Genomic DNA, 17,865 nt, shown 5'->3' on the forward strand with positions numbered 1-17,865 from the left:
CGTCTTTTCTCAACCGGCGTCCATGACTTCAATAGGCCATGGCTTCACCGGACACCGGTCCGCGCCCGACGGCGCCTACAACTAAACCGTCAAACAGCCTTGCTGCCGACATCGGTGCGGGCCGCCGTCGGCGCCGCATTGTGATCGATGGTCTTGGTCGGCTCGACCGCGGGCTTTTCCGCAGGCTTGTCATCGTCCTGCAAGCCTTTCTTGAAGGACTTGATGCCCTGCGCGACGTCGCCCATCAGGTCCGAAATCTTGCCGCGGCCGAACAACAGCAGGACCACTGCGATCACCACGATCCAGTGCCAAATGCTAAGCGAACCCATCCTGCAACCCTCCAAAAGAGACGGCCGGCATCCGGCCCAAGCTTTGCCGGAAGGTAGGCCCGGGAGGTGTCAAAAACAAGGACCCAGGCCGCGGCAAATCGCTGTCGCGACTACGGATTATTGCTACCGTTAATCCGGTTTCGAGGACTGAACGGCCCCTAGCGGAACAGGCCCGTTCTACTTTGCATGGGGTTGTTTTCGATATTTTTGTCCCCGCCCTAGCTTTCGCTAGGGGTCTCGGGCTCGGCCGCCGGCGCCAGCAGGAGTTCCAGGGTGTCGCCGGCATCCAGCGGGTCCTCGTCCTCTCGCAGCGCCACGTCGTCCGACGGGGTCGGAACGCTGAAGCCGGAAGGCAGCCGCGAATCCAGCAGGCCGGTGCCTTTCAGCTCTTCCAGGCCCGGCAGATCGCCGAGTGCTTCGAGGCTGAACTGCGACAGGAACCCGTCGGTGGTGCCGAACGTCAACGGCCGGCCCGGCGTCTTGCGGCGGCCGCGGGGACGGATCCAACCGGTCTCCAGCAACACATCCAGCGTGCCCTTGGAGGTGATCACGCCGCGGATTTCCTCGATCTCGGCGCGCGTCACCGGCTGGTGGTAGGCGATGATCGCGAGCACCTCGATGGCCGCGCGCGACAGCCGCCGCGTTTCCGTGCTCTCCCGCGTCATCAGCCACGACAGATCGCCGGCGGTGCGGAACGTCCACTTGTTCGCGACCCGCACCAGATTGACGCCGCGCGTGGCGTATTCCGCCTGCAGTTGCGCCAAAGCGACCTTGACATCGACACCGTCTGGCATCCGCTTGGCCAGCGCCGCCTGATCGACCGGCTCGGCGGAGGCAAACAACAGCGCTTCCAGCAGCCGCAATTCTTCGGGCCTCGCTTCGGGCTCGTTCGTGGGATCGACGGAATGTTCCTCGGCTTCTTCCATGCGCTTTTCCGCGAGGCTCGCCATGGCTAGGTCTCCTTCTTCCACTTACTCGACCGAGAGATCCGAAGCGGACATCGCTCCGGACGCTTGCGGCTGACGCTTACGAAAATACAACGGCGCGAACGCCTCTTTCTGGTTCAGTTCCATCTCGCCTTCCCGCACCAGCTCGAGCGCGGCGGCAAAGGTGGAGGCAAATACCGTCGCTTTCTGCGAGGGATCGACAACATAACTGAGGAGAAATTCGTCGAGGCAGCTCCAGTCCTCGGCCATGCCGACCAGCCGCTCCAGCGAGGCGCGCGCTTCCGACAGCGACCACACCGTGCGCTTGGCCAGATGCACCGTTGCCAGCACCTTCTGTTGACGCTGCGTGGCATAGGCCGTGAGCAGGTCGTATAGCGTCGCGGTGAATTTGGGGTGGCGGATTTCCGCGATCGATTCCGGATTGCCGCGCGGGAAAATATCGCGCTGGAACTGCGGCCGGTTCATCAGCCGATTGGCCGCCTCGCGGATGGCTTCCAGCCGGCGCAGCCGGTTGGCGAGCGCGGTCGCCATCTCCTCGGCGCTCGGGCCGTCGGGCGTCGCCGGCTCCGGCAGCAGCAGCCGCGATTTCAGGAACGCCAGCCAGGCCGCCATCACCAGATAGTCGGCCGCAAGCTCGAGGCGGATCTTTCGCGCCGCCTCGATGAAGACGAGATACTGGTCGGCCAGCGCCAGGATGGAAATTTTGGATAGGTCGACCTTCTGTTGCCGCGCCAGCGTCAGCAACAGGTCGAGCGGACCCTCATAGCCCTCGACATCGACAACCAGCGAGGGCTCGCTGTCGGTGCCGTCAGCGGCGGGCCGTCCGGTCTCAAACGATAGAATCTCCGCGGTCATACCGTCCCTACCCGATCCATCAACGCGTCCAGTTCAGCCCGCGCCGCCTGCCGGTCGAGCGGCAGCGGCGCCTTTCGCGAGGCCAGCGCCCGGTTGGCGCGATTGAGAGCCTCGCCCGTCAGTTCCGGCGTCTCGGCTGCGACATCGCGCATTTCGTCGAGCTTGCCGTTGCAATGCAAAACCATGTCGCAGCCGGCGTTGACGATGGCTCGGGTCCGCTCGGCGATCGATCCCGCCAACGCATTCATGGACACGTCATCACTCATCAACAAACCCTGGAACCCGATTACGCCGCGAATCACCTGCCGGATGATTGTCGCAGAAGTCGTCGCCGGATGGACGGGGTCTAGCGCGCTAAACACAACATGTGCGGTCATCGCCATCGGCAGGTCCGCCAGCGGTTGGAAGGCGGCAAAATCGGTCCGATCGAGCTCTTCCCTCGTCGAATCAACCGTTGGCAGCCGAAAATGACTGTCCGCTGTGGCCCTTCCATGGCCGGGAATGTGCTTCAGGACCGGCAACACCCCGCCCTGCTCCAGCCCCTCGGTGACGGCACGGGCGATCGCGGCCACTTTGCCCGGCTCGGTTCCATAGGCCCGGTTGCCAATGACGGCGTCGGCCCCCGCAACCGGCACGTCCGCCAGTGGCAGGCAGTCCACCGTGATTCCGAGGTCGATCAGGTCGGCTGCGATCAGCCGTGAGCTCAAACGGGCGGCCTTGAATCCCAGTTGAGGGTCGATGTCGTACAGCGCCCCAAAGACGGCGCCTGGCGGATAGACCGGCCAATGCGGCGGTCCGAGCCGCTGCACCCGCCCGCCTTCCTGGTCGATCAGGACGGGCGCATCGGCGTTTCCGACCAAATTGCGCAATTCGCCAACCAGCGAAGCAACTTGCGCGGGGGTCTCAATGTTGCGTTTGAATAGGATAAAGCCCCATGGCAGCTCGGCACGGATAAACGCGCGCTCGTCAGCGCTCAATTCCAGTCCGGATATGCCTGTGATGAATGCGCGGCTGCTCATGGGGGCCGATTAGGCCCCTCACAGCTCCCGGGTCAAGGAAACGGCCGTTAATTCCTGAGGATGACGCACTGTCCACCGGCGGTTTTCAGGTTGCCGCACAGCTGCGCCGCCTCCTCCTGAGAACCAAACGGTCCGACCATCGAGCGGTAAACGACGCCCTTGTCGCCGAGATCCGCCCGCCTGATCGAAGCCGAACGTGTCCCCAGCACGGATGGATACTTGCCCTGCAGCGCCCGGTAGGACGCCAGTGCATCAGCCTCGTTCTTCTGCGAGGAGACCTGAACGAGATATCCGACGCCGGAGGGCGCGGCCTGCGCCTGACCGGTTGCCGCGACACGGGTGGGCGCCGGATCGGGCGCTGCGCCGCCTTGCGGCGTCAGCGCGAGCGGGCCATTGGCGCTGGCGTTGGCGGATGACGGGTTGCGCGGCGCCGCGGCCGGGGCTGGCGCCGGTGCGGCCGTACGGGCAGCCGGCGCCGGCTTTGCCTGTGCAACCCCTGCAGGAACGCCACCATTATCGGCGTCGCCCTTTACGGCAAGGGTCTTGACCTTGCGCGGTTCGTTGTTCGGCAGGGAGCCGTTCGCGGCGGTCGCCGGCGGCGGAGCGGCCGGAGAGACGCTTGCGACCGAGGGCGGGCTGCCATTCGGGTTCAGCGGCGGAAACACCACGCGCGGACCGGACCTGGAGTTGACATCGACCGGAGCCTCTTCACGCGAAACGATCTTTTCGCCGCCATCGCCGGGCACCATGCGGTCCGGTGTCTTGGCAGCGGCACCATCGCCCGGCGTCGCCATGACCTTGGTCGGGCTGTTGTCGGCCTTGATGATCGGCGGCTCGCCGCTGCGGGGTGAGCCGACATAGGTTCGGTAGGCGAAGGCAGCCCCCGTCCCGACCACGGCCAGCGCCAGCACCGCGGCGACCGTAATCAGGCCGTTGCTGCGCTTGCGCGGCGGCTCCGGCTCTTCCTCGTAATCGCTCTGATAGGCGTAGGGATCATCCGGAAAGGCCGGATCACGTGCATATTCATGCTGCCCTGATTCCAGCTGGCCATACAGCGCGTCGTCATACCGCGAGGGATCCACCGGCTGCTCGTCCGCGTATTGCTGCGCCGGCGCGTGATGGTCCTGTTCATGTGCCGCCGGCTGCTGAGCCGCGTAGCGGTGCAAGGGATGCACGGGGCTCGGCTGGTAATCCTGCTCCGGCTCTTCGTATTCCTGCTGCGGTGGCAGTGGCGGCGCATCGTGCCTGGCGCGCTGCATCCATGGCGGCGGGCCCGCGGCTACACTGACCTCTTCCTCGTCCACGGCGTCGTGTTGCGGTCGCACGTTGGCCCGCGACTGCAGTGGGTGCGGGGTCTTGGCGCCGCTGCTAAACGGATCGGACTGCCCGATCAGCCGCGCCAGCTCCGCCAGCGGATCGCTGTCGCCCCTCGCCGGGGCAGCCGGGTTCGCGCCGCGATCATCGTCGGCGTCCGAAGGAAAAGTTCGTTCCTGGTATCTATCAGCCATCGTGAAGATGCATCCCCTTCGGGACAGCGCCAACCCGCCATGACCATACGAGCCATGAACACGAATTGGCTCCTGCCAGATACCCTCACAATCCCCATTGCGAGGGCCTATGCCCCTTGCCTACCGCATCTCGGTCGGAGCGTGGACGCCGAGAACGGCTAAGCCCGATTCCAGAACCGAGACGACGCCCTGGACCATTGCCAGTCGCGCCCTCGTAATGTGTGCATCATTAGTGATAATGAAGCGTAAATAGGGCAAATCCCGCCCCTTGGTCCAAAGCGCGTGAAATTCACTCGCGAGATCATAGAGGTAAAAAGCGATTCGGTGGGGTTCATGCGCCACCGCCGCCGCCTCGATCATCCGGGGATAAAGCGCCAGCTGCTTCAACAGGCTGAGTTCCGTAGGGTCCGTCAGCCGCTCCACCGCGGCGTCCCCGAGATAGGCCGCCCGGGCGGAATCGCTCTCCGGCAGGTCCGGAAGCATTTCCCGGGCGTTCTTGAAGATCGAATGGCCGCGGGCGTGGCCGTACTGGACGTAGAACACCGCGTTATCCTTGGACTGCTCGATCACCTTGGCAAGGTCGAAATCCAGCACCGCGTCGTTCTTGCGGAACAGCATCATGAAGCGCACGGCGTCAGACCCGACCTCGTCGACCACCTCACGCAAGGTGACGAACTCGCCGGAGCGCTTTGACATCTTCACCGGCTCGCCGTCGCGCAGCAGCTTGACCAGCTGCACGATCTTGACGTCGAGGGCCGCCTTGCCCGAGGTCACGGCCTTCACCGCCGCCTGCATGCGCTTGATATAACCGCCATGATCGGCGCCGAACACGTCGATCAGGTTGGTGAAGCCGCGATCGAACTTGTTCTTGTGGTTGGCGATGTCGGAGGCGAAATAAGTATAGCCGCCATCGGACTTGATCAGCGGACGATCGACATCGTCGCCGAATGCGGTGGCCCGAAACAGCGTTTGCTCGCGGTCCTCGTAGTCGTCGACCACCTTGCCTTTGGGCGGCGCCAGGCGGCCTTCATAGACATCGCCTTTGGCACGCAGATAGTCGATGGTCTCGGTGACCTTGTTGTTGCCGGTCTCGATCAGCGAGCGCTCCGAGAAAAACACATCGTGCTTGATGTGCAGCGCCGAGAGATCGCCCTTGATCATCTCCATCATCATGTCGATGGCCTTGAGGCGCACGATCGGCAACCAGGCGTTTTCCGACATCGCCTTGAGCTTGCCGCCGTATTCGGCGGCCAGCGCCTGCCCAACCGGGACGAGATAATCGCCGGGATAGAGGCCTTCCGGGATCGCGCCAATGTCCTCGCCGAGCGCTTCCCGGTAACGCAGATACGCGGAGCGGCCGAGCACATCGACCTGCGCGCCGGCGTCGTTGATGTAGTATTCGCGCGTGACGTCATAGCCCGCGAACTGCAGCAGGCTGCACAGTGCGTCGCCGAACACGGCGCCCCGGCAATGTCCGACATGCATCGGCCCGGTCGGATTGGCCGAGACGTATTCGACATTGACCTTTTCGCCGCCACCAATCGCGCTCTGGCCGTAGGTGACGCCCTCGCGCAGCACGGTGCGCAGCGCCTCCGCCCACACCCCTGGCTTCAGGGTGAGATTGATGAAGCCGGGCCCGGCGACTTCGACGGAAGCGATCAGATCGTCGGCGCGCAGCTTTTCGGCGAACTTGTCGGCAAGATCGCGCGGCTTTGCCTTGGCTTCCTTGGCGAGCACCATCGCGGCATTGGTCGCCATGTCGCCATGGGTCGCATCGCGCGGTGGCTCGACCACCACTCGGGAGAAATCGATGCCGGCAGGCCAGTTTTCCTCGGCCGCTAGCACGGCACAAATCCTGTGCACGCGCGCAAGCACATCGGCAAAAAGGTGCGGAGAAGTGGGTTTTTCGGCCATTTTTTGAAGTCCTCGGCCGCCGCCTAACGCAAATCCGGGGTCAAGTCAAAAAGCCTCTGGTGCTCGATCAGGGCGAAACGGTCGGTCATCCCGGCAATGAAATTGCCAATCCGGCGGGCACGCCCGGCTTCGGTCTCCCGCTCGGTCTCCTCGACCCACTCGGCCGGCAGGTCAGCCGGCGATTTCTGGTAGCGCGCGAACAGGTCGAACACGATCTGCTCAGCCTCACCCATCACCCGCATCACCCGCTTGTGGCGGTACATCCGCTGCTTCAGGAATGCCTTGATGTCGGCCTCCTCCGTCGCCACGGCAGGCGGAAACGCGACCAGGGGCTGAGCGCAGTGGCGCACATCGTGGGCCGATTGCGGCTTGGCCGCTTCGAGCCGCCTGCCTGCCTCGGCGACAACAGCCGAGATCATGTAGGAAATCAGCTCGCGCACCAATTCCGCCCCGCGCCTGCCGTCATCGAGATCGGGATAGTGCTTGCCGATGTCGGCGATGATGGCGGCCGTGAGCGGCATCACGTTGAGGTCGTCGACCCTGAACAGGCCCGCGCGCAGGCCGTCATCGATATCGTGGGCGTCATAGGCGATGTCGTCGGCGAAGGCTGCGACCTGGGCCTCCAGCGAGGCGTAGGTCCACAGCTCCAGATCATATTTGCGGTTGAAATCGGCGATCCCGACCGGGATCCCGCTGTCGCTGTAGCGCCCGGTGGGGTCCCCGCTCCGCATCGTCAGCGGACCATTGTGCTTGACGATGCCCTCCAGCGATTCCCAGCTCAGATTGAGCCCATCGAATTCGGGGTAGCGATGTTCCAGCGAGGTTACGACGCGCAGGGTCTGGGCGTTGTGATCGAAGCCGCCATGGGCCGCCAGGCATTTGTCCAGCGCCCGCTCCCCGGCATGGCCGAACGGGGGATGGCCGAGGTCGTGGGCCAGCGCCAGCGTCTCGGTGAGGTCTTCGTCGAGCCCGAGCTGGCGGGCCAGCGCGCGGGCGATCTGGGCCACCTCCAGCGAATGGGTCAGCCTTGTGCGGTAATGATCGCCTTCATGGAACACGAAGACTTGGGTTTTGTGCTTCAGGCGGCGGAAGGCGGTGGAATGGATAACCCGGTCGCAGTCGCGCCGGAACGGGCTGCGGGTCTTGCTCGGCGGCTCCGTAAACAGCCGGCCGCGGCTGCGATCGGGATCGCAGGCATAGAGCGCGCGGGGGGCAGCCATTCCGACCGACACGTTTTTTTAGTCCTTATCCATTTGATTCTGCGAGATTACATACTTAACTATGGGGAGCGCGGGATACCAAATGAATTGGGTATGACGCCTTCGACCGGAGACCACGCATGACCACTGCCATCACCGTCAGCGAGCGGGCCGCCCGCCGCATCGGGCAAATCCTCAAGACCGAGGGCGAGGGCGCCATGCTGCGCATTTCCGTCGAAGGCGGCGGCTGCTCCGGCTTCCAGTACAAATTCGACGTCGAGCATGCCCAGGCCGAGGACGATCTGGTGATTGCGCGCGAGGGCGCCGTGGTGCTGGTCGATCCGGCATCGGTGCCGTTCCTGGCCGGCTCGGAAGTCGATTTCGTCGACGATCTGATCGGCGCGTCGTTCCGGGTGGTCAATCCGAATGCCACCGCCTCCTGCGGCTGCGGCACCAGTTTTTCGATCTGAGCGACATCAGCGCGGCGTGGCGAACAACGCCTTCGCATTGCCGCTCGCGATCTGCTCGGCGATTTTGGGCGATAGCTGCGCCAGCCAGGCGCGATAGCTCGCCATGATCTCACCATAGCTCGCCCAGCGCTCCGGCACCCAGGTGTCCGAACCGAGCAGGAAGCGATCGGGATAGCGTTCGAACAGCGTCCGCCACTCAGCCGTCAGCTTGCCCGCGCCGTCGGTGATGCCGCTGCGATACGACAACTCTCCCCACAGCTTTGGGTATTTCGACAGCATCGCCGTGACGCGATCGGTCGACAGCCCAAAGCCGGTATGCGCCCAGATGATCCGGGCTTTCGGATTGTGCCGCATCAGGATCTCGACTGCCTCGTCATCGGCATGGGCGTGCAGATAGAGGTCGTTGGCGACAGCAAAGTCGACGGTCTTCTTCACCCACTCGTTTTCCGCCGACTTGCCCGACAGATGGAATTCGCCGATGCCCCGGTAATAGCCGCGCTTGAATTCGTCCTGCACCAGATCGAAGATCACGGGGTCGCCGAACCAGCTCTGGATATCCGACCGGACACGGTACGGACGGATGAAAGGCACGACCTGCAGGCCATCGGCCTTGGCATCCACCAGCGCATGCGTTCCGCTGTTCGGGCGGCTGGTCGCGAGGATGCCGGTGACGCGATGCTTCTTGAATAGCGCGAGCACCTCGTCGAGCTGGTAATACGGCTTTGGTTCCCAATTGTAATGCAGATGCGCGTCGAAGATTTCGATCGGCTCGGCCGCAACGGCCCTCGTCCCGACGTTCCACGCAAGCGCGGTCAGGATGACGATGCATCGCAAGGCGGTCCGCATTGCCCGCGCCGGGATCATTACTCGGCCGCGACCACGTGCGGCCGCTTCTCGTCGCCGGTTTCTTCGAGCTGCGGTTCGAGCCGGCGCTTCAGGCGGCGGTCGAGACGGTCGAGATAGATGTAGATCACGGGGGTAATGTACAGCGTCAGCAGTTGCGACAGGCACAGACCGCCGACCACGGCGACGCCAAGTGGCTGGCGCAGTTCGGCGCCGGCGCCGGCGCCGAGCGCGATCGGCAGCGTGCCGAAGATCGCGGCGAACGTCGTCATCATGATCGGGCGGAAACGCAGCAGCGCGGCTTCCCGGATCGCATGCTCGGCGCTGAGGCCGACGCTGCGCCGCTCCAGCGCGAAGTCGACCATCATGATGGCGTTCTTCTTGACTATGCCGACCAGCATCACGATGCCGATCATCGCGATGACGGACATCTCCATTCCGAACAGCATCAGGGTCAGGATCGCGCCGATGCCGGCCGACGGCAGGCCGGAGATGATGGTGATCGGGTGGATGAAGCTCTCGTAGAGGATGCCGAGGATGACGAAGGCCGCGAACACGGCGGCGAGGATCAGGACGCCCTGCCCGCGCAGCGAATCCTGGAACACCTGCGCCGTGCCGGAGAAGCCGGTGGCGATGGTTGCCGGCAGGTTGGAGCTCTGCTCGAGCGTGGTGATCTGGTCGACCGCATGGCCCAGCGAATAGCCGGGCGCGAGGTTGAACGAGATCGTCACCGCCGGCTGCTGCGCCTGGTGGTTGATTTGCAGCGGCCCCACCGTCGGAACCAGCTTCGCCACCGCTGACAGCGGAATGGTCTGGTTGTTCTGGGTCTTCATGTAGAGCTTGGACAGATCGGACGGATCGACCCGGAACTGCGGCTGCACTTCCAGGATAATCTGGTAGTCGTTCGACGGCATGTAGATGGTGCCGACCTGGCGCGAGCCGTAGGCGTTGTAGAGCTGGTTGCGAACCTGATCGACGGTGACGCCGTAAACGGCGGCCTTCTCGCGGTCGATATCGACCGTCATCTGCGGGTTCTTGATGTAGAGATCGGTGGTGACGTCGAGCAGTCCCGGCACCTTCTCGATCTTGTCGCGCATCTCCGGCGCCAGCCGGTACAGCGAGTCGGTGTCGCCGCTCTGCATCACATACTGGTACTGGCTCTTGGAGATCCGCCCGCCGATATTGAGGTTCTGGATCGGCTGGAAGAACGCCTGCATGCCTGGAATCTGGCGGGCCTTGGTCCGGAGCCGCCCGATGATCGTCGTGAGGTTGTCGCGTTCCTTTTTCGGCTTCAGCGCGATGAACAGGCGCCCGTAATTCGCCGTCGCGTTCGGTCCGCCGGCACCGACGGTGGAGTTGATGTATTCGACCGCGGGATCGCCTCTCAGCACGGCGACCAGCGCCTGCTGCCGCTCCTTCATCGCATCGAAGGACGTATCGGTCGCAGCCTCGGTCACGCCGATCAGGAAGCCGGTGTCCTCCTGCGGAAAGAATCCCTTCGGCACGATCATGTAGAGGTAGACGGTGCCGCCGAGCGTCGCCAGCGTCACGGCCAGCATCAGCGCCTTGCGCGCCAGCACCCAGTCGAGCGTCCATTCATAGGCACGCAGCCAGGATTCGAACATCGCCTCGAAAGCGCGAAGCACGATATTCGGCTTCTTGTTCGGGTCGTGCGCCCGCAACACGCGCGCGCACAGCATCGGTGTCAAGGTCAGCGAGACGAATCCCGACACGATGATCGCAACCGATACCGTCACCGCGAATTCGCGGAACACCCGGCCGACGATACCACCCATCAGCAGCACCGGGATGAACACGGCGATCAACGAGAAAGTGATCGAGATGATCGTGAAGCCGATCTCGCGCGCGCCCTTCAGAGCGGCCTCAAACGGCCGCATCCCGCGCTCGATGTGGCGGACGATGTTTTCGAGCATGACGATGGCGTCGTCGACCACGAACCCGACCGACAGGGTCAGCGCCAGCAGCGTCATGTTGTTGATCGAATAGTCGAGCGCATACATCACCGCGCAGGTGCCGAACAGCGAGATCGGAACCGCCAGCGCCGGAATGAAGGTCGCGGACGCCGAGCGCAGGAACAGGAAGATGACGAGGATGACCAGCCCGATCGCGATCAGCAGCGTCTCCTCGACGTCGGCCACCGCCTGACGAATGGATACCGAGCGATCCATCAGCACGTTGATCGACACCGATGGCGGGATCTGCGCCCGCAGCACCGGCAATTTGGCCAGGATGCCATCGACCACCGCCACCGTGTTGGCGTCCGGCTGTTTCTGGATGCCGAGCACGATCGAGCGCTCGTCGTTCAGCCAGGTTGCGATCCGCTCGTTCTCGACGCTGTCGTAGATCTTTGCGACCTCATCGAGCTTGACCGGCGAACCGTTGCGCCAGGCCACCACGATCTTGCTGTAGTCGGCCGCCTTGTCCATCTGGCCGGAGGCCTGCAGGGCCACGTCCTGCTTCGGTCCGTTCAACGTGCCGACCGGGGTCGACGAATTGGCGGCCGAAACCGCGGAACGGATGTCTTCGAGCGACAATCCACGCGCCGCGGCGGCTTCCGGATCGGCCTGGACGCGAACGGCGAACTTCTGCGCGCCGTAGACGCTGACCTGCGCGACGCCCGGTATCTGCGACAAAGTCTGGCCGATGGTGATTTCGCCATATTCGTTGACCGCCGACAGCGGCAGCGTGGGTGAACCGAGCACCACGAACAGGATCGCGAAATCGGCCGGGTTCACCTTGCGGAAACTCGGCGGGATTCTCATCTCGATCGGCAACCGGCGTTGCGCGATCGTCAGCGCCGTCTGCACGTCGAGCGCGGCGGAATCGATGTTGCGGTTGAGATCGAACTGGATCGTGATCGAGCTGGTGCCCTGCGAGGAATTCGACGACATCGAGGAGATGCCGGCGATGGTCGAGAGCTGGCGCTCGATGACGCCGGCCACAGATGATGCCATCGTCTCCGCGCTCGCGCCCGGCAAGGTTGCGGTCACGGCGATGGTCGGGAAGTCGACCCGCGGCAGCGCCGATACCGGCAGCAGGCGGAAGCCGAAGATGCCGAATGCAATGATCGACGCCGTGATCAGCGTCGTCATGACCGGCCGGCGGATGCAGAGCTCCGAAAGCGTCATCGGCTACGCCCCCGCCTTCTTTGTCCGCGGCTCGACCCGGGTTCCGTCCGACAGCAGCAATTGTCCGTCGACCACCACGCTCTCGTCGCCCGCGAGCCCTTCCGAGATCACCGACATGCCCTGCGAGGTGCGATCGACCGTGACCGGTTGGACCTTGGCTGTGCCGTCCTTGACGACGAAGACGAAATTGCCGGTCTGGCTGCGCTGCACGGCGACGGTCGGCACCACGATCGCATCTTCGCTGCGGATCGTCAGCCTGGTCGCGACCAGGGTGCCCGGCCACAAGGTCTCGTTCTCGTTGCTCATGATGCCGCGCACGGTGACCATGCCCGTGGTGGCATCCACCGTATTCTCGACCATCGCGACCTTGCCGGTCTCGGAGCGCTGATGGCCCGGGATGGTCGCCGTCACCCCGGATACCCCTTTCGCCATCGACTCCCGCAAATCCACCAGCACGCGCTGCGGAACCGCGAAGGTCACGTAGACCGGCGCCATCTGGTTGATGACGGCGAGCGGCGCGGTATCGGCGGGACGGACGAAGTTTCCAACTTTCACATTGGCCACGCTGATCCGGCCCGAAAACGGCGCGCGGATCGTGGTGTAGCTTTTCTGGACCTTGAGATTGTCCAGCGACGCCTGGTCGGACTTGATGGTTCCGGCCAGGATGTCGGCCGTCGTCTTGGCGTTGTCTAGATTGACCTGCGTGGTCGCGCCCTTCCCGATCAGTTCGCTGAACCGCCGGACATCGCGCAGCGCGCCTTCCAGCTGGGCGCGATCCTTCGCCAAAACTCCCTCAGCCTGCTCGATCTGGGCATCGATCTGGCGCGCATCGAGCGTGAACAGCAAGTCGCCTTCGTTGACCTTGGCGCCGTCCTGGAAATGGACCGACAGGATGGTGGTTTCCAGCCGCGACTTCAACGCCACGCTGGAGATCGGCGTAACCGTTCCGTTGGCGTCGACATCGACGGGCACGGACTTGCGTTCCGCCTTCGCCAGTTCGACCGAGACCATGCGCGGACGCTGCGGCCCCTGCGCGCTGGCGTTGCTCCCCATCCACGACGAGCGGGTTGTGTAGGCCGCGACGGCGACGATGCCGATAATGCCGGCAACAAGTATCCAGTTACGCTTTTTCATAATTTTTCACGTCCGTCGGCCCGCAAAGGACGGGACAGCTGCTCCCGGCCCCTTGACGGCGACTTTTACGCCTTATTTCTAGATAGTTATCACAGCCTCGCAGCACATGGTATGCCACTGGACGAAAATGTGTTGTTACAATCCGGTCATTTGCAATGCGTATTGCTACGTGGAACGTCAATTCGGTCCGGCAGCGGATCGACCATCTCCTGACCTGGCTGAAGGACTGCGCGCCTGACGTCGTCTGCCTGCAGGAAATCAAATGCATCGATGAAGCCTTTCCGCGGCTCGAGATCGAGGCGCTCGGCTACAACGTCGTCACCCACGGACAGAAGACCTTCAATGGCGTTGCGCTGCTGTCGAAGCTGCCGTTCGAGGAAACCAAATCCGGCCTCGCCGGCGACGACGAGGACGCCCATGCAAGGTTCCTGGAAGGCGTGATTCCCCTGAAGAAGGGCGTGCTGCGCATCGCCTGCCTTTATCTGCCCAATGGCAATCCTGCGGATTCAGATAAATATCCCTATAAACTCAAATGGATGTCGCGGCTTCTTGAGTATTCCAGAGAACGACTTAAAGCGGAGGAGCCGCTGATCCTGGCGGGCGACTTCAACGTCATCCCGGCAGCAGGGGACGTCTACAATCCCGCCGCCTGGGCCAATGACGCGCTGTTCCGCCCGGCAACCCGCGAATCCTTCCAATCGCTGCTCGGGCTCGGACTGACGGACGCACTGCGCGCCGTGAACGACGCGCCCGGCCAGTACACCTTCTGGGACTATCAGGCCGGTGCCTGGCAGAAGAACTGGGGCTTGCGGATCGACCATTTGCTGCTGTCGCCGCAGGCCAGCGACCGGCTCACCAATGTCGGCATCGACAGCTACGTGCGGACCTGGGAAAAGCCGTCGGACCATGTCCCGGTCTGGGCAGATTTCGATCTCGAAACCGCCTAAGCGAATAAGCGCCGCTCAAGCCGCGGCAGCAACCAAGCTGCGGCGGGAATCAGTCCCGGCGGCCCTGCACCCAGTGCTCGAGCATCTGCAGCGCCATGGCGCGGTCGTCGCCGGAGGCTTTCGACATCGCCCGGGTGTAGCTTTCCTTGATCCAGACCTCGTCCGGCGTCGCACTCTCGCTCGCCAAGGTCAGCCACATCAGCCCCCGCGCGCGCTGCGGCGGCAGCCGGTCGCCGTTGAACAGCATCTGGCCGAGCAGCGCCTGCGCCTGATGCTGGCCTTTCTGGGCGGCCAGACCAAGCCAGCGGGCGCCATAGCGGAAATCTTCCCGCGAGGCGTCGGGGGTCTTCAGGTAGAGCCGCGCCAGGTCGTACTGGGCATCTGCATTGCCGAAATAGGACGCGGCATAGGAGAACATCTCCCGCGCCCGCTCCCGGTCGACCTTGACCTTCGAATTGGGAATGCCGTTGAGGTAATACCGGCCCAGCGCCACGAACGCGTTGGCCACAATCGTCGCCTGAGGCGCCGACGGGCTATCCTCGGCATGCTGGTTGGCAATGCGGCTGAAATATTCGAACGCCCGCAGGTCGTCCTGGGTGACGCCATCGCCGTTGGCATACATCCGGCCGAGCTTCCACTGGGCCACGGGATGACCGCCTTCGGCGGCGTATTGCAGGGAGGTCAGCGATGGCGCGGTCGCGGCAGCCGCCGCGGTTGCCGGCGGAATCGCCTTTTTCTGGCCCGGAATACCCAAGGCCTGAGCGTTCAATGCCTGGGCAGCGGGCTGGGAAACCACGGGAAGAGCGGCATCTTTGGGATTTACCGGCGCACCATCGAACGCGAATCCGGAGCCTGCCACCGGTGCGGCCCCTAACATCAACGCAAGAATGATACGCCTAGATGTCCGCATAACACTGTTTCTCGTGCGCACCGTCTGGGTGGGAAACAGCGCCACCCATCGCCTGCCCGATCCTTTGGGCGTCCTTCCACAGCGCAGCCGATTTGAAGTTAGTCGCTCGGGACTGCCGTTTGGTCTCATGTTCAGGGGCGTCGGCGCCGGTCAACTTTACGTTAAGACTCGCCGCGGCGGCCTCCTCGCGGTCCAAGCCGCGGACAGAACCTGGAAATTCAGAACCTGGAAATTTCGGCTTCGACATGCCCGCGACCTTCACGACCGCACCTTCCTGCGCAAAATTATCATTTGGGCCGACGACAACGCCGGTGACGGCCATCACCTTTACGCTCTTGAGGTTTTCGGCGATCGTCCGGCCCGAGGCGGTAAGGCAATTCCCGCGCAGGTGGCCATTGTCGAGCAGCGTCTTCATCAGAAGCGATATGCTCCCAATTTCCTGTATGTCTTTGGCAACATCACGGCCGCCCGGCTGCAAACCCGCGGCATACGGAGTCTTTTTGAAGATTTCCCCCGCCAAGATTTCGGCCGCCTCGACCAAATTGAATTTGATGCTGCGTTGATCGGTGGCGATCCCCGACGGGTGCGGTGCAGCATTGCTCGCGTCGCGGGAAGCCGCGACGACGGCGGCATAGGCTTGCGGCGCGCACGAGGGACCCGCCGTCACGTGACAGCTCGGCAGCCTGTTCTTGATGTTGGTCCCTGCGTTCATCGCGAACCTGTTTCCCCAGCCGTCTCGTCTTCGCGAGCGCTGTGGCCATCAGCCTATGAAGGCATGATTTCATGCAGGGGTGTGGCTAAAAAGCGGCGCAGGCAATAGCTGGCTGCTTTGACGGTTAAATGTTCAGGAACTGTTGCGGCCACGCAACAATCGTGGCAAGTGGGCAACGATCGACGGCACAACTCGCACAGGCTGTGGAACAAAATTCGCGCTACCCTTGCTTGGCGCCACCCGGACTGCGTGTTTGCCTGATCGTCACAACCGGCAACCGGTCGATCGCGCGCAGGCCAGGCCGCTTGCGCCATTTGATTTCGGATGGATCGGCCGCCAGCGCCAGGTCGGGCCAGCGCCGCAACAGCGATTTGAGCGCACATCGGCCTTCGATCCGCGCCAGCTGATGGCCGAGGCAAAAATGGATTCCGGTGCCAAACGCGATGTGGCGGTTGGGCCTGCGCTGCAGGTCGAGCCGCTCGGGATGCGGATTGGCCTGCGGGTCCATGTTGGCGGCGGCGAGCATCGCCATGACCTTTTCGCCCTTCCTCACCTGCACGCCGCCGAGATCGACATCCCGGCGCACATAGCGCGGCTTGGTGAATTGCACCGGCGTGATGAAGCGCAGAAATTCCTCGACCGCCAGATCGAGCCGGCTTTCATCCTCACGCAGCCAGTGGCGCTGTCCGGGATTCTTCAGAAGCTCGAACGCCGATCCGCTGATCAGATGCGTCGTGGTCTCGTGGCCGGCGAACAGCAGCAGGAACACCATCGACACGATCTCCTCGCGGCTGATCTTCCCGCCGTCCTTTTCGACGCGCACGATCTCGGCGATCAACCCCTGCCCGCCTTGCCGGCGAACGGTTTCCAGATGCTGCTCGACATAGCGCCGCATGGCAAAAATCTTCGGCATCATGCCGAGAAAGCCGAGCGCACCGGTGAAGCGGGTAAAGCCGCTGGCCCAGGCGGTGAATTTGGCGCGGTCGGCGAGCGGCAGCCCGAGCAGTTCGCAAATCACCGACAGCGGCAGCCGGCGCGCAAAGCGCTCGACGAGATCGGCGGGACTGCCATCGGCGAACAGTTCATCGGCAAGCTGGTCGCCGATCGCCTGGATATGCGGCTCCATGTCGAGCACGGCACGGCGGCGGAACGCTTCGTCGACGATGTCGCGCAGCCGCTTGTGGTCGGGCTCGTCCATCGACAGCATGCTGTTGGCGAGCGTGCGCACGATGCCCGGCATCCACCATTGCAGCCCGGCGACGTTGCCGTCCTCCCGGCGGATGGTGAAGGTCCCGGTATCCTTCAGCACCTGATCGGCGAGCGCTTGCGTGGTCGTGGCCCACACCTTGCCGATGATCGGAAAGCGCACTTCCACCACCGGCCCGATGGTGCGCAGCTTCTCGATCGCAGTGGCGGGATCGCGAAAGAACTCCTGGCTGGTGAAGTCGGCCTGTAAACTCATGCGCGGTTCCTTCGACGAATGCCGGGAGTTCTATATGCGTTCGTGGCGAGAGAATTCCAGATCGGGCAACAGCTATAACTCGTCGTCCCGGCCTTGAGCACAGATGCGCAATTGCGCATCGGAGGACTCATACTCCGCGGCGGGAGTTGTCGCAGTAGGTCTCTAACCCCAGCGTTCCAATTGATGGGCCGCGGCTTATGGGTCCCGGCTCAAGGCCGGGACGACGGCGGTGTTTGTTGTGCGACCATCATCCAAACGTGGCTTCGCATTCCCGCGACGCGATGCGCCCGAGCTTTGCCAGAAATTTCCTTACCCTCGAAAATGAGGGCGCAGGGAAGACCGGGCGCGCGCTGCACCCGCGGTCCCGTGTGCGGTTAGCACAAGAAATGCTGCACACGAGCATACAGGGCAGCGGAGAACACCCGGCCTTCCCTGCGCAATGGCTTTACGGCTTATGCCGTGATCTC

14 protein-coding genes and 1 pseudogene are annotated in these 17,865 nt (G+C 63.6%); 2 read left to right on the forward strand and 13 right to left on the reverse strand.

The genetic code is table 11. From position 1 onward, the window contains the following. Positions 1 to 89: 89 nt before the first annotated feature. The 7 genes from JQ609_RS22060 to JQ609_RS22090 all read right to left on the reverse strand — a co-directional run bounded on the left by JQ609_RS22060 (position 90) and on the right by JQ609_RS22090 (position 7,804). Positions 90 to 329 (reverse strand): twin-arginine translocase TatA/TatE family subunit, encoded by a 240-nt coding sequence (locus JQ609_RS22060; RefSeq protein WP_192739514.1) that lies wholly within the window; start codon positions 327 to 329, stop codon positions 90 to 92. Between the two features lie 218 nt (positions 330 to 547). Beyond that, entirely contained in the window at positions 548 to 1,279 is a 732-nt protein-coding gene (gene scpB / locus JQ609_RS22065; RefSeq protein ID WP_192739515.1) for an SMC-Scp complex subunit ScpB, read from the reverse strand. 21 nt (positions 1,280 to 1,300) lie between these two features. After that, on the reverse strand, positions 1,301 to 2,131 hold the full coding sequence (locus JQ609_RS22070; RefSeq protein ID WP_192739516.1) for a segregation and condensation protein A: 831 nt from the start codon (positions 2,129 to 2,131) through the stop codon (positions 1,301 to 1,303). Then, positions 2,128 to 3,150 (reverse strand): beta-N-acetylhexosaminidase, encoded by a 1,023-nt coding sequence (nagZ, locus tag JQ609_RS22075; RefSeq protein ID WP_212274943.1) that lies wholly within the window; start codon positions 3,148 to 3,150, stop codon positions 2,128 to 2,130. Before nagZ ends, JQ609_RS22070 begins: the two co-directional genes overlap by 4 nt. Before the next feature lie 47 nt (positions 3,151 to 3,197). Further along, on the reverse strand, positions 3,198 to 4,658 hold the full coding sequence (locus JQ609_RS22080; RefSeq protein WP_212274944.1) for an SPOR domain-containing protein: 1,461 nt from the start codon (positions 4,656 to 4,658) through the stop codon (positions 3,198 to 3,200). Positions 4,659 to 4,778: 120 nt separating this feature from the next. Continuing rightward, on the reverse strand, positions 4,779 to 6,572 hold the full coding sequence (argS, locus tag JQ609_RS22085; RefSeq protein WP_212274945.1) for an arginine--tRNA ligase: 1,794 nt from the start codon (positions 6,570 to 6,572) through the stop codon (positions 4,779 to 4,781). A 23-nt stretch (positions 6,573 to 6,595) separates the two neighbouring features. Continuing rightward, positions 6,596 to 7,804: a deoxyguanosinetriphosphate triphosphohydrolase gene (locus tag JQ609_RS22090; RefSeq protein ID WP_212274946.1), complete on the reverse strand. Its 1,209-nt coding sequence runs from the start codon at positions 7,802 to 7,804 to the stop codon at positions 6,596 to 6,598. A gap of 107 nt (positions 7,805 to 7,911) precedes the next feature. On the opposite strand from JQ609_RS22090, the gene erpA reads away from it, so the two are divergent. Then, the gene (gene erpA, locus JQ609_RS22095) at positions 7,912 to 8,241 is read left to right on the forward strand and encodes an iron-sulfur cluster insertion protein ErpA (RefSeq protein WP_212274947.1); all 330 of its coding nucleotides are present in this window, start codon (positions 7,912 to 7,914) and stop codon (positions 8,239 to 8,241) included. Positions 8,242 to 8,247: 6 nt separating this feature from the next. On the opposite strand, the gene JQ609_RS22100 is transcribed toward erpA, so the two are convergent. From JQ609_RS22100 to JQ609_RS22110, 3 genes are read right to left on the reverse strand one after another with little or no spacing between them, the layout of a single operon-like run. Next, on the reverse strand, positions 8,248 to 9,087 hold the full coding sequence (locus tag JQ609_RS22100; protein WP_249119770.1) for an amidohydrolase family protein: 840 nt from the start codon (positions 9,085 to 9,087) through the stop codon (positions 8,248 to 8,250). A 17-nt stretch (positions 9,088 to 9,104) separates the two neighbouring features. Beyond that, entirely contained in the window at positions 9,105 to 12,233 is a 3,129-nt protein-coding gene (locus JQ609_RS22105) for an efflux RND transporter permease subunit (protein ID WP_212210503.1), read from the reverse strand. Positions 12,234 to 12,236: 3 nt separating this feature from the next. Beyond that, a complete protein-coding gene (locus JQ609_RS22110; RefSeq protein ID WP_212210505.1) occupies positions 12,237 to 13,367 on the reverse strand; it encodes an efflux RND transporter periplasmic adaptor subunit in 1,131 nt (376 codons plus the stop codon). A gap of 155 nt (positions 13,368 to 13,522) precedes the next feature. Between JQ609_RS22110 and xth the strand changes: the two genes are divergently transcribed. Continuing rightward, positions 13,523 to 14,314 (forward strand): exodeoxyribonuclease III, encoded by a 792-nt coding sequence (gene xth, locus JQ609_RS22115; protein ID WP_212274948.1) that lies wholly within the window; start codon positions 13,523 to 13,525, stop codon positions 14,312 to 14,314. Positions 14,315 to 14,363: 49 nt separating this feature from the next. On the opposite strand, the gene JQ609_RS22120 is transcribed toward xth, so the two are convergent. The 3 genes and pseudogenes from JQ609_RS22120 to JQ609_RS22130 all read right to left on the reverse strand — a co-directional run bounded on the left by JQ609_RS22120 (position 14,364) and on the right by JQ609_RS22130 (position 17,398). Further along, on the reverse strand, positions 14,364 to 15,224 hold the full coding sequence (locus tag JQ609_RS22120) for a tetratricopeptide repeat protein (protein ID WP_212274949.1): 861 nt from the start codon (positions 15,222 to 15,224) through the stop codon (positions 14,364 to 14,366). Next, positions 15,211 to 15,855: pseudogene (locus JQ609_RS22125) on the reverse strand (dihydroxy-acid dehydratase); the annotation flags it as partial. The pseudogene JQ609_RS22125 and the gene JQ609_RS22120, both read right to left, overlap by 14 nt. Positions 15,856 to 16,156: 301 nt before the next feature. Continuing rightward, the gene (locus tag JQ609_RS22130) at positions 16,157 to 17,398 is read right to left on the reverse strand and encodes a cytochrome P450 (protein ID WP_212274951.1); all 1,242 of its coding nucleotides are present in this window, start codon (positions 17,396 to 17,398) and stop codon (positions 16,157 to 16,159) included. Positions 17,399 to 17,865: the final 467 nt, after the last annotated feature.

It is taken from the genome of Bradyrhizobium sp. AUGA SZCCT0169 (assembly GCF_018130085.1).
In the GTDB taxonomy this organism is placed as follows: domain Bacteria; phylum Pseudomonadota; class Alphaproteobacteria; order Rhizobiales; family Xanthobacteraceae; genus Bradyrhizobium.

Bases quoted from the DNA above. Each gene is read 5' to 3' on its own strand.
- JQ609_RS22060 (WP_192739514.1), bottom strand. From the start codon at position 329: ATGGGTTCGCTTAGCATTTGGCACTGGATCGTGGTGATCGCAGTGGTC.
- scpB (WP_192739515.1), bottom strand. From the start codon at position 1,279: ATGGCGAGCCTCGCGGAAAAGCGCATGGAAGAAGCCGAGGAACATTCC.
- JQ609_RS22070 (WP_192739516.1), bottom strand. From the start codon at position 2,131: ATGACCGCGGAGATTCTATCGTTTGAGACCGGACGGCCCGCCGCTGAC.
- nagZ (WP_212274943.1), bottom strand. From the start codon at position 3,150: ATGAGCAGCCGCGCATTCATCACAGGCATATCCGGACTGGAATTGAGC.
- JQ609_RS22080 (WP_212274944.1), bottom strand. From the start codon at position 4,658: ATGGCTGATAGATACCAGGAACGAACTTTTCCTTCGGACGCCGACGAT.
- argS (WP_212274945.1), bottom strand. From the start codon at position 6,572: ATGGCCGAAAAACCCACTTCTCCGCACCTTTTTGCCGATGTGCTTGCG.
- erpA (WP_212274947.1), top strand. From the start codon at position 7,912: ATGACCACTGCCATCACCGTCAGCGAGCGGGCCGCCCGCCGCATCGGG.
- JQ609_RS22100 (WP_249119770.1), bottom strand. From the start codon at position 9,087: ATGCGGACCGCCTTGCGATGCATCGTCATCCTGACCGCGCTTGCGTGG.
- JQ609_RS22105 (WP_212210503.1), bottom strand. From the start codon at position 12,233: ATGACGCTTTCGGAGCTCTGCATCCGCCGGCCGGTCATGACGACGCTG.
- JQ609_RS22110 (WP_212210505.1), bottom strand. From the start codon at position 13,367: ATGAAAAAGCGTAACTGGATACTTGTTGCCGGCATTATCGGCATCGTC.
- xth (WP_212274948.1), top strand. From the start codon at position 13,523: ATGCGTATTGCTACGTGGAACGTCAATTCGGTCCGGCAGCGGATCGAC.
- JQ609_RS22120 (WP_212274949.1), bottom strand. From the start codon at position 15,224: ATGCGGACATCTAGGCGTATCATTCTTGCGTTGATGTTAGGGGCCGCA.
- JQ609_RS22130 (WP_212274951.1), bottom strand. From the start codon at position 17,398: ATGAGTTTACAGGCCGACTTCACCAGCCAGGAGTTCTTTCGCGATCCC.